This window comes from Pseudoalteromonas sp. OFAV1 (assembly GCF_021532595.1).
Lineage (GTDB): Bacteria > Pseudomonadota > Gammaproteobacteria > Enterobacterales > Alteromonadaceae > Pseudoalteromonas > Pseudoalteromonas lipolytica_C.
This window is the reverse complement of the sequence record NZ_JAKGBG010000077.1, coordinates 1-11,522: the sequence shown is the minus strand read 5'-3', so window position 1 is coordinate 11,522 and position 11,522 is coordinate 1. Positions and strand designations below refer to the sequence as shown.

The 11,522-nt window shown below is 36.7% G+C and carries 9 protein-coding genes; 2 read left to right on the top strand and 7 right to left on the bottom strand.

Annotation, left to right across the window (positions count from 1 at the left end; all coding sequences use genetic code 11):
• Together L1267_RS22950 and L1267_RS22945 are read right to left on the bottom strand one after the other, a co-directional pair.
• Positions 1-709, bottom strand: a 709-nt coding sequence (locus tag L1267_RS22950; protein WP_235384319.1) for an RNA polymerase factor sigma-32, incomplete at its 3' end; no start/stop codon positions are given.
• 81 nt (positions 710-790) lie between these two features.
• The gene (locus L1267_RS22945) at positions 791-2,149 is read right to left on the bottom strand and encodes a hypothetical protein (protein ID WP_235384318.1); all 1,359 of its coding nucleotides are present in this window, start codon (positions 2,147-2,149) and stop codon (positions 791-793) included.
• A gap of 190 nt (positions 2,150-2,339) precedes the next feature.
• Between L1267_RS22945 and L1267_RS22940 the strand changes: the two genes are divergently transcribed.
• Positions 2,340-3,308 (top strand): hypothetical protein, encoded by a 969-nt coding sequence (locus L1267_RS22940; protein ID WP_235384316.1) that lies wholly within the window; start codon positions 2,340-2,342, stop codon positions 3,306-3,308.
• Between the two features lie 53 nt (positions 3,309-3,361).
• Here the strand turns inward: L1267_RS22940 and L1267_RS22935 are convergent, their stop codons facing one another.
• The 5 genes from L1267_RS22935 to L1267_RS22915 all read right to left on the bottom strand — a co-directional run bounded on the left by L1267_RS22935 (position 3,362) and on the right by L1267_RS22915 (position 10,983).
• Positions 3,362-5,611, bottom strand: coding sequence for a DNA topoisomerase (ATP-hydrolyzing) (locus tag L1267_RS22935; protein WP_235384315.1), 2,250 nt, complete (start codon positions 5,609-5,611; stop codon positions 3,362-3,364).
• Between the two features lie 2 nt (positions 5,612-5,613).
• Positions 5,614-7,608: a DNA topoisomerase IV subunit B gene (locus L1267_RS22930; protein WP_235384314.1), complete on the bottom strand. Its 1,995-nt coding sequence runs from the start codon at positions 7,606-7,608 to the stop codon at positions 5,614-5,616.
• Positions 7,609-7,684: 76 nt separating this feature from the next.
• On the bottom strand, positions 7,685-8,815 hold the full coding sequence (locus L1267_RS22925) for a hypothetical protein (protein ID WP_235384313.1): 1,131 nt from the start codon (positions 8,813-8,815) through the stop codon (positions 7,685-7,687).
• A gap of 63 nt (positions 8,816-8,878) precedes the next feature.
• Positions 8,879-10,447, bottom strand: a complete 1,569-nt coding sequence (locus L1267_RS22920) for a hypothetical protein (RefSeq protein ID WP_235384312.1) — start codon at positions 10,445-10,447, stop codon at positions 8,879-8,881.
• A gap of 215 nt (positions 10,448-10,662) precedes the next feature.
• Positions 10,663-10,983, bottom strand: a complete 321-nt coding sequence (locus tag L1267_RS22915; RefSeq protein WP_235384311.1) for a hypothetical protein — start codon at positions 10,981-10,983, stop codon at positions 10,663-10,665.
• Positions 10,984-11,074: 91 nt separating this feature from the next.
• On the opposite strand from L1267_RS22915, the gene L1267_RS22910 reads away from it, so the two are divergent.
• The coding region (locus tag L1267_RS22910; protein ID WP_235384309.1) for a helix-turn-helix domain-containing protein at positions 11,075-11,522 on the top strand (448 nt) is incomplete at its 3' end.

The following is an 11,522-nucleotide window of genomic DNA, read 5'->3' as shown; positions in this document are numbered from 1 at the left end:
CCTGCTCGCGGCAATTTAGTGTTTTGATTGCTTTATAAATTAAAGTTTTTTGAGACTCTTCTGTTACCGCGCTAAAGAAGTTGTCTTCCGTCTTGTCATTTCCAGATAAGACAATATTTGTACCTGAAGATAAAGAACCGTCGTCATCTTCGGTCACAGAGTCAGTCGTGGTAACAGAAATATTGTTTGAACCGAATCGTTTCTCCATCTCAAAAACATCATTGACATGAATATCAAGCTTTTCGGCAATATCTTGCGCCTCAGTATTACTTAAAAACGATGACGACGAATTACGCATCTTTCTAAGATTAAAGAAGGCTTTTCGCTGAGATTTTGTAGTGGCCATCTTTAGTAGGCGACAATTAGAAATTACATATTCATGAATTTCAGCTTTGATGTAATGCACGGCGAATGAAACAAGGCGAACACCAACAGATGGTGAGAATCGCTTTACAGCTTTCATTAACCCGACATTACCTTCTTGAGCTATGTCATGTAATGGAAGGTTATAACCTTCATAATTTCGAGCGATATAGGCTACGAATTTCAAATGATGTAAAACAAGTTTTTGCGCAGACGCTATGCAGCCGTCGTTCTGAACTTTGTCAGCTAATTCAAATTCTTCATTTTTATTTAAAGTAGGAATGTTTTGAATTGCCGTAAAATAATCAGCAGAGGTATGCACATCAGGAATTACATTTAAATTCATTTTTATAGGAAGCCTTAATTTTATTGTTAAGCTAATGATACTTGAAATATTAAAATGAGTCAATAGCTGCAAAAAAAGATATTAATCAGAGTTAGGACACTTTAGGTCAAGAGAAATAGAAGATAACAAAATTCTTTTTCCATTTGTTGTTAGATTATCTCTGCCAATTAACTGGAAAAGGTTAATGCCGAATAATAATGAGAACCTATGTGCCTTTTCTTTGTTACAGTTTGATAGTGCGCATATGAATGAGTTTTCATTAAACTCAAGAGCTTCATTAATGAGTCGAGAATATTTGCTCTGACATCCTTTAAATTCTGAAGAATTCGAATCCTGCTCTAAAATATGATATATAAATTTTTCTTTTTTTATATAATTTCTAGAGGGTTTAGTGTCTCTTGACCTAAATGAACCGCTCTTTACAGCTTTACTTAAAATGGCAAGTAAAAGCTCTTTAGAGACCGTTTTTTTAATGACAGATTTTATATTTTTAAGGTCTTCAAATACAATTAAGTCAAGCCATTTATCAGCATGTTCTTTTGTGCTAAATAGCTTTTTAATTATCCAAGGTTCTCGAACTTCAAATACGGAGTAAGCACAATGTTCATTTTTCGATAGGATACTAATGTTATCCAACGAACATAAGGTTTTGTCTTTTGTGATCCCATACTCAAAGACTAATGTAGTAACTTTATTTAATATAGATGGTGTTTGCTTAAAAAAGCCAATCAAATCCAAAACAGAGGCGAAATCGACTTTGTTTAGATTATTAGAAATGTGAGCAATAAACGATGCCTGAGCACTCACTTGTTTTGTGGTTTTTTCAAGTTTAGGGTAACCAAAAAGGCTATAGGCCATTGTAATGAGTTCAGTTGTATTTTCGGATTTTATTTCTATAACGGTCTTAAAAAAACATTCCAAAGGATTATTGAAATCAAAAACATAACCTTCACTTTTAAAACGCAAAAGGGTAGGGATAAGTTCAGGGCTAACCTTGTCTAATAGAGGATATGGAGTACCTTTGTTTTGAAAGAGTATTTGATTGTCTATCAGAAAGCTTAACCAATAGTCGGATTCAATATGTATTGCATTCAAAAATAGCCGTTTGCATGCATTTTTGCCTAGCTTAGAAAAGTAATCAGATTTACGCATTATTGAATGAACAACGGGATGAGTAACGGGATTTAATTCATAGTCATAGGAAATAAAGTTACCATTCATAAGAAATAGCAAAAGATCTTTTTTGTTGGTCCGTCCATTTTTTTTAAAAGCGTGTATGTAATAAGAAGATGGAATATCTAAGCTCGACAAAAACTGCACTAACACTATTGGAGAACGATTTTTTTCTGAACAGAAAATTCCCTTATCAAAGGTCGCGGTTAAAATTAAATCCTGTAGATTTTTGTACTTTTCTGTAAAGTACTTAGCTGTATATATCATAAACGTTCTTAGGTATGTTGAACGAATAAAATATCTTATTTTGTGGTAATTAGCAAGTGTTTTTTAATCTTGTCGTGCAGAGTCATTTATCGTTTGAGTTCCTATAGTATTAACCCATCATCTCAGTCTGTTTGATTATTTTAGTCACCAGTGTTTTAATATTGAAAAACAACAACTCAGAAATCCCAAAATGACAGACAGCTCAGAATTTCAGAATGTATCGTTAAAAGTACCATATAGCGATAGCTCAATAAAAATATCCTTTGTATTGGTAACGCCAGAGTTAGCAAAAAAATGGCTAAAAACAAACGTAGAGGAGCAACGAAAGCTTAATCAAGGGCTAGTGAATCAATATGCTTCACAGATGAAGAAGGGCCTTTGGAGCTGTGAAACGGGTGAGTCTATAAAATTTAGTGAGAAAGGATTGATTGACGGTCAACACAGATTGAACGCTATTATATTGAATGATGAACCTATTGTTATGATGGTTATTGAAGGGCTAAAAAGTGAATCCATCACAAAGATGGATATGGGTAAGCGTAGAAACCTTTCAGACATCTTCAAAATTCGTGGTGTAGAGTTACCAAAAGGTTTAAACGAATCTGTTCTTTCTTCCGTTGTTAGTGGTATTTATACAGCAAAAGAGTATATGAAGGTTAGCCGCGCAGATAGTAATAGTTTAAGGATTGATTCAGGCTCTAGAGTAAAACCATCACCTGTTGAACTGTACGAGTTTTTAATGGCCAATCCAGAGATCTTGGATAGACTTTCAAAACTATCTAAATTTAAAGTAGCAACAACGGCCAAGAGTGTTCCGTTGGGACCAACAATAACTTCATGGTTCCTCTGTGACATTATTAATGAGAAAGTGGCTGAAGATTTATTTAAAACATTCGAAGAGTGTACGCCTCAAACAGAAGCTGGGAGAGCATGTCCTTCCTATAAACTATTTCAGATGATACAACGCAACCGTGTTAATCGAGTTAATATCAATAAGTACGAGTATCAACCTATGTGGTTGTGGGCACTTGATTTGATGCTAAGAGGAAACTCTAATGTAGGCAGAGTCTCAATTACTCAATCTTGTATGCCGGGGCAGGGACATGAAGGTAGTACAGAATTAAAGGAATATTTTAGAAACTTAAAAACAGTTTCTTAATGTTTATCAGTGAGAATTATAAGGCGCTCAGTAGTTAACTGAACGCCTTTTTGTTATTTGTACTTCTTAGGTGCCGCTGCACGTTTCTTGAGGTAACTTTCATCAAAACGTTTATTAACACCATTACAGCTGTATGTTCCTCTATCGGACAATGCATATCCTTCGACCAACTCATCAGCTGCAAGGTTCACTAAGCGCATGCCTTGAGATTTTGGATAACTGTTAACTTCATCCACACAGAACTGGAGATATCGATTCTTGTCTGTCCAGATGTTCAGCATCTCCCCGTCGCCGACTGGCAGAACAGCAGATATTTCACAGCCTTCAAATTTAGTCAGCTTAAAGCATTCTTTACCAGCCTTTTGCTTGGTTAGAAGATCTTCGCTTGCAACAATAAATCCATAACCATGATTGTGAGCTAATAAGTACTCGTTACCGTCCGCATACGTATCAGCCCAATAAACCTTATCGCCATTCAGGTTGATAAGAGTGTTTAAGTGAGTTCCATTGCCTCTGCCAAATGACAGGTTTGACGGCTGAATAGTGTATGCTCGACCACTTGTACCAAGAATTAAAATTTGCTGATCTAGTTTGGTTTGTAGACTGAAATTAAAAGAGTCGCCTACTTTAAGAGAATTGTTTGGAGCATCATTTTCATCAAGATGCCCTTTACGAGCGATTACCCAATTATCGTTGGTAAACCATAATGTAATTGGATCTGATTGGACCGTCTTGACCACAGAGGAACTGTCGATAGTTTTTTCTTCTTTAATCAAAGTTCGACGGTCATCTTCAAACTTTTTCGTAGCTTGTTCAATTTCGCGAGTTATTTGATTATTCATCTTGCGTGTAGAAGATAGTAAGGCTTCAAGTTCAGCTTGTTCTTTAACTAATTTTTCCTTTTCGTCTTTAAGTTTATACTCTTCAAGCTTTCTTAGTTCTCGTAGCCTAATCTCAAGGATATCACTTGCTTGTCGTTCATTTAAATCAAAACGAGCCATAAGCACTTCTTTGGGTTCATCATGCTCACGAATGATTTCGATTACCTCGTCAATAAGGTCCATAATTGTAAGACGACCTTCAATTAACTCTAATCGATCAGCAATTTTGCTCAAACGAGTTTTAGTGCGATTTGAAATTGATTCTCTTCTAAATTCAACCCAGTCTGAAATGATCTCTTTAATGCCACGCTGGCGAGGAAGTTTATCAATTGAAACAGCAGTCAAGTTAACTTTTAGAGTACTTTGAAGGCCAAGCATTGATACTACCCCTGCCATAAATTCTTCAGGGTCTTGTCTAGAGCTTTTAGGCTCTATAATCATTTTGGCAGAACCCGGAGGATCGTCGGCTGAAGTTATATCACGAATATCATCAATGTTGTTCTTGATATAGTGTTTTAAATCGAGAAGCCTTTGATTTGGTTTCTTCTCTTTACCTTTCTCTTTACCCTTTTCTTTCGGAGGTTCATAAACAGATGCGGTAGCAACATTTGCCAGCACTTCAGATGGCGATAAGTCATGAGGTAACTCAATAATTTTAATACGCCATTGCCCATGAGATAGTTTTTCAACTTCCCATCGAGCTCTAACGTGAAGTTTACCACGCCCCTCTTTGTAAGCTTGGTTAATAGTGGCTTGATCATTAATGATTTGTCCACCAGTTGGTAAATCTGGTCCTTTTAACTGTTCCATGATGCCATCATTGTCGATATTGTTATCTTTAATGAAGGCAGTAACAGCATTTGCTACATCTCGAACGTTATGGCTAGGAATGTCAGCAGCCATACCTACAGCTATACCGGTAGAACCATTTAATAATTCAATTGGTAGGGCACCCGGTAAAAATCGTGGTGTTGTGAGCGTACCATCGTAATTAGGGATATAATCAACGGCACCAACATTTAATTCAGAGAGGATGGTATCTGTCAACGGAGTTGTGCGAACCTCTGTGTAACGCATAGCGGCCGCAGAATCGCCATCTCTTGAGCCAAAGTTGCCTTGTCCATCAATAAGAGGATATCGTAAAGACCACGGCTGAGCCATTCTAACCATAGCGTCATAAACAGCAGCATCACCATGAGGATGATATTTACCGATTACATCACCAACAACACGCGCAGATTTTTTGTAAGACGAAGACGCTGTCATTTGGAGTTTAGACATTGCATACAAAATATGGCGGTGAACAGGCTTCATGCCGTCCTGTACATAGCTCAAAGCACGACCAGAAAGAACCATAGTTGAATATGATAAATATGACTCTTTGATGTAATTTTCTAAATCAGTGACTGTGAATGTTGACATAATTATTCCTCCACTTTCCCGATATCACCTTCACTTGATATCCATTCTTTTCTGGCTCCTGATAATTTCTTGTTGAATAGAAAATGAAGATTTTCCCGTAACAATAAAATATCATCGTTTGATAACTTAAATTGAATTACCTTGCGAGTGTCTTTGTCGAGTGCAGTTTCTCGTAATTGAGGAGGGTTCATTTCACCCAATCCTTTGAATCGCTGTATGTTGATATTTGATTCTTTAGCACCGTGTTTAATTAATTTTTTAACCGTGGAATCTCTTTCATTTTCATCCAAAACATAGAATTTAGGATCTTTACCAAGACCACTGATTTTTCCTTTTGCTTCGATTTTAAAGAGCGGGGTTACACTAATGGAGTAATGACCATGTGTAAGTAAATGCGGAAAGTGTTTTATAAATAAAGCTGTCAGTAGCACTTCAATATGATAACCATCAACATCAGCATCTGTTAGAGCAAAAATATTATGATAACGAAGATCTTTTAAAACGTCCTCAGGGTTATCCTCAAGCGCGTGTGGTTGAACCCCAATTGCAAGCGCAAGGTCATGAATTTCCTCGCTCGAAAGTATGGTGCTTTTATCAATATCCCATGCATTTGTAGGTTTGCCCTTTAATGGGAATATGGCTTGATATGTGCGTTCACGGCCTAGTTTTGCAGAACCACCAGCAGAATCGCCCTCCACAATAAACAATTCATTTTCTAGAGGATTTTTGCCTGTACAATCAGATAATTTATCTGGAACAGGTGCTGTCGCAGAACCAACTTTTCGAACTTTTACTTCTCTGTTTGCTTTCAATCTGCGTTGTGCAGATGAAATAACCATTTCTGCAATTTCAGTCGCAATATCATGGTTTTGATGAAGCCAGTTAACCATTTTAGCTTTAACGCAAGACTCTGCCATGTAGAGTACAGGTTTGTTAGATAGTTTACCTTTAGTTTGACCTTCGAAACTAGGGTCTAATACTTTAGCGGATAATAAAAAAGACATATTGCTGGTAATATCATCACGAGTAATATCGACGCCCTTAGGTAATAAGTTGTTGGCAGAGATAAATGCTTTAATTGATTCATGAACACCACGAGAGAAACCACTTTCATGTGTACCGCCGTGTCGTGTAGGTACGAGGTTTACAAACGATTCACGGAATGCTGAACCATATTTCATGAAGGCTAAAGCCCACTCAATACCTTCGCCATTGGCATATGTTGAGTTTGAGTCGTCAAAAAAGAATGAGTCGCGGTACATAGGAGTATGTTCTTTATCATGAAGAGACTCTTCCATGTATGATGTTAGCGTTTCTTCATAGCACCATTCAATAACGCTGCTTTCGACGTTTTCATCTTTGTTCTCGATGGTGAGAGTTACTTTGCAGCCTGCAAGTAAAACAGCCTTAGAACGACATAACTGCTTTAACTTTTCTTTGTTGATTTTAGGTGAGTCAAAGTAAGTAGGATCAGGCCAAAACCTAACGGTTGTTCCTGTCTCTTTTTTTGCGCATTTACGAACGGTTTTAACATCTTCTGCGATGCCGTCATTAAAAGTGATTTGCTGAACAAGACCTTCTCGTTTAGATTCTACAAAAACTTTTGTGGATAGAGCATTTGTAACCGTAACACCTACACCATGTAAGCCACCAGAAAATGCATATGGTCCAGAAGCATCATCATTAAACTTGCCACCCGCATGCAGAGTTGTAAAAATTACAACAACAGTTGGCAGTTTTTCTTCAGGGTGCATACCAAATGGAATGCCTCGGCCATTATCAACAACAGAGATAGAGTTATCTCTGTGTAACGTGACATCAAACTGTGAAGCAAAACCACCTAATACTTCATCAGAAGAATTATCGACAACTTCTTGGACTAGATGGTTAGGTTCGTCAGTGTCGGTGTACATGCCGGGACGTTTACGAATAGGGCTCAGGCCTTTTAAAATTTTGATATGTTCGGCGCCATAATCGTTGTTATCTATTTTTGACATAATAAACTCATTTAATAATGAAATTTTAATAAAATAATCTAGTTACCCGTCAGGATACGAGTTTGATATATAAAGGTCAATTACTTGACGTTAAAAGTTTAATTGAGCTCAAGCTTTGACCACTTAACTCAGATAAGCTTGTATCTAGTTGGCCAACTTCTGTTTTAGAATTCAGCAAAACGGACTCAAGCTCAGAGAATATGTTTTTAATGCGCTTATCTAGGTTAGAAAGTAACTCCCAGTCGGCATCAGAATAGGGTAGAACTAAGTATGCATTACTAACTGGGCCAAGGTAGACGTCCTGTAAAGAGGTTGCTTTTTGCTGAATATGTTTTGGAATAGTTGAGCGTTTATCATAAGGAATAGCACAATCAACTAGAACCTGATCGTTCTCGTCTAAAGAGTAAATTCTATCTTCTAACAAAAGGCCCTTTAAAAGAGAATATCTTAAATTAAAATTACTCATCAGTTGAGCAATTTTGTCCGTATTTGAATGTTTGAACTTACTATTAGTTATGCGACCGAGATCGTGATTTTTGTCATCATGAGAATAATCAAAAATGATGACCTTTTTTCCTTGAGTGAAGTCTATAAATAATGTTCGGTAGAAGCTTAGAAATTTAGAGAAATTGCTGTCTGAACCAGACCTTTCAATATCTTTTTTTAATACTGCGATAGTTTTGGCGTTGTAAGTTAATACTTTCTTTCCTTTGATCCGAATAATGTTAAATTCGTCATATTTACTAAGTTCAGACTGGATTTGATTTATGTGAATGTCGGATAAAAAGTTCATATCAAAACAAACAAAGAAGATTTCCTTTTTGTGGTCAAAAAAGATAGGTGTGCTTTGTATATGATGGTGCATATTAAAACGTTTGGCGAGATTGGCCGGTAGCAAGTTACAAGCTAAGATGTTTTTAATCCTAACAACAGTCGTTCCGCTAAAGTCTTTTAGTTTCGGAAATAAAATTACTTTATTAGCGCAACTATCCATACTAGGGGTATCCATAGCAGGGAAGAATGTGCCCTGTTTAGTTCGATACAAACAAGAACTAGCTACCTTGCCTTTGCCAAGTAACTCTAATGCCAGTCGTACATAGATATCTTCAGCAGGACCACCGGTAAGAGGTGAATCAATATGAGTTCTCAAATCAGAAGGGTTATAATCAGGACCATTAATTTCCACTAGTTCAGTATGACTAATCATTATTTTTACCTTATCTTGTTTATTGAATTTATTCTAACATAAAAAGATAAGGCAAGCAATTTATTACATTGTCATTTCCGTACTATGATCAAAACTCATCTCTTTTTTTGTTAGATCGTCCATTGTTACCTTTTTGTCAGACCAATATAGCCCTTTCTTGATTGGAGTAAATCTTTCGTCACGCTCAGGCTCTGGGGCTTTAGGTAGAGTTAACAGAAACTCTTTTTGTATTTTATTAGGATTAAAGACAATCAGGTGAGACATTTCGGCTTTAGTTGGAATTCCACTTTCGAAATTATCAATAAAACCTTTAACTGCTTCTAATATATTCTCTTTCCTAACTTTATTTTCACGGAAAAAGTCTTCAGGTAGATTACTAATTTCAGTGAGTTTTTCCTTGTAACTCTCTATTTCATTTTGAGGAAAAACAATTTCTATACCTTCAAAACCCATAGCTTTCAGAGTGTCTGTCATAAAACTGTTTTTACCTGATGCTCTTTGTGCGGCCTGATTAAGCTCATTCAAGTGACAGTAAAGCTCGTAAGTGGAAGTAGAATCTTTCATTTCAAGCCATTTATTTGTAGCAAATGTGGTGTTGGCGCCATATTTTTTAGCGAGACCTAGAGTAAGTGGTAAGCTGGGAATTGTATGAGCTGTTAAATTCGTAGATTCAATAGATGCGACAAAGACTTTTGCGTCCGTAGAAACGCTATATAAATGGCCTTTATTGTGATTAGTAGTATCTTGCTTTTCATTTTCTCTGATATGTAGTAATTTTCCCTTAGATTCAACAGAGTGTGGGTTTCCGTAAATTTTCACGGCTTCATTTAGTGAGCTTGTTGAGTAAAATCCATCACCTTGCCTTGATACGCCTTCTCTAAACTTAATATCAGTGACCGGTTCTGGTTTATCAGATAGGTTTGCATGAAAATACTCATTGCCTTTTAAGTTTGTGTTGGCAAAGCAAAAAGTCTCATTTCTGTGATGAAGTAAGCGTATTAAATCACCTTCATTAAATAACTTTTCACTCTCTTTGTCTTGCCACATTAATGCACCTAAGTATTCTACTTTTTCTGCTGCTAATTTGCCGCCAATGTATAGCTTGCCTTCATTTTCAGCTTGTTTTAAGTCTCGAACACTCAGCTCAGGAGCTGTGTAAGTTTCTGATTTGACGTATTTGCCTATGTCATTAAGCGTAGCGTCTGGAGATAGAGCAAGGTGGCCTTTTTCATTGAGCCAACCGCCTCGAGTGTGGGTTAATGAGCCTGATATGAAATCAACAACGCCAACAGCGAAACCTGCTCGGATCCGGTCCTTACTTATAGGAAATCGTTGTTCAGCATTTAATTGTAGTATTTCATCCAAATGTTCGGCGATAGCAGGGTAACTATGATCAAATTGTTCACGCTTTTCAGATTGATAAAGTTCTAAAAAATCTACGACATCATTATGTCCAGATAGAAACTGAAACACGCTATTACTGGTTGCAGCATTGTTTTTTCTGGGGGTAGGATACTTTTTTAGCGCTTTTATTTTTGAATTGTAGTGTGTGTCCATTATAGGATTAATAATTGAGTAATCATTTAATAAGTCTAAATGGTTTATATCGATTGATTTATTGTTTTTTGACATCATGGCACCTTAAAGCTTTTCTTTAATTTTACCATAATTGAATATATATAAAATATTTATCTTTTAATAGCGATAATGCTTGACATTTTAGTATTGGGCTTTATAGTAGAATTATACAAAGTGCAAATTCGGCTGTGTTTTGTATGTGCTTTAAGAAGGCTCGCTAATTGTCAAATCGTACATTTAGCGAGCCTTTGTCGTTTTGGCGGTATAAGTTATTTTATGAGTAGAAGTATTGTCTTTTTCATAAGCTCCACGAGCTCATCATTGCTTCTAAGAAATTGAATAGGTGACATCCCAATTTTGTCTAAGTGAAATAGCGTTACCTCACTTTCCTGTTTTTGGCTACAACAAGCTGTATATATAGTTTCAAGAGGGACACCAAGCTTTAAGAATCGTTCAAGAATTGCCGGAGTTGAAGCTAGCTCGTTATCTCTAAAGAAATCTGATAAATAAGATAATGGCCAACTTTCATTAGTATTAATACTTTTAAGTAATAAGTATTGTTCTAAAACTTGAACAAATGTTCGCCACATTCTCGCCTGCTTTAGCTGCGAGTCAAGGCGAACGGTCTTGACTTTAATGGAGTAGGGATTATTATGTACTGTATATACATACAGTTAAATAGTGGGCGATTTGTTAACCGGTATTCGTTTTCGTGCCAACCCAACATCACATCAAAAACTGGTTTTAAGCCAGTGGATGGGTTGCGCACGCAGTATTTGGAATGCCAAAGTTGACGAAGAAAAGTATTACCGCACCTTTGCACGTAAATACTACCCAATGGGCACTTATGCCCCAATTGACCAGAAAACATCACAATTCAAGTCGAAGGAGTTAACTCCTTGGCTGTATCAATGCCCTAGCCAGATCATCCGCAACAGCGCAGTTAACTGGTATCAGACTTACCAAAAATTCATGAAAGGCATGTGTGGGCGACCTAAGCGTAAACCTAAAACTGACCGAGGTAGCATCTATCTTACTCGTGAGGTGTTCAGCTTCGAACGTTGCGAAGATGGAAACTTACGACTATTTATCGGCACGAAGACTAATAATATTGGTTACTTATCCTTTA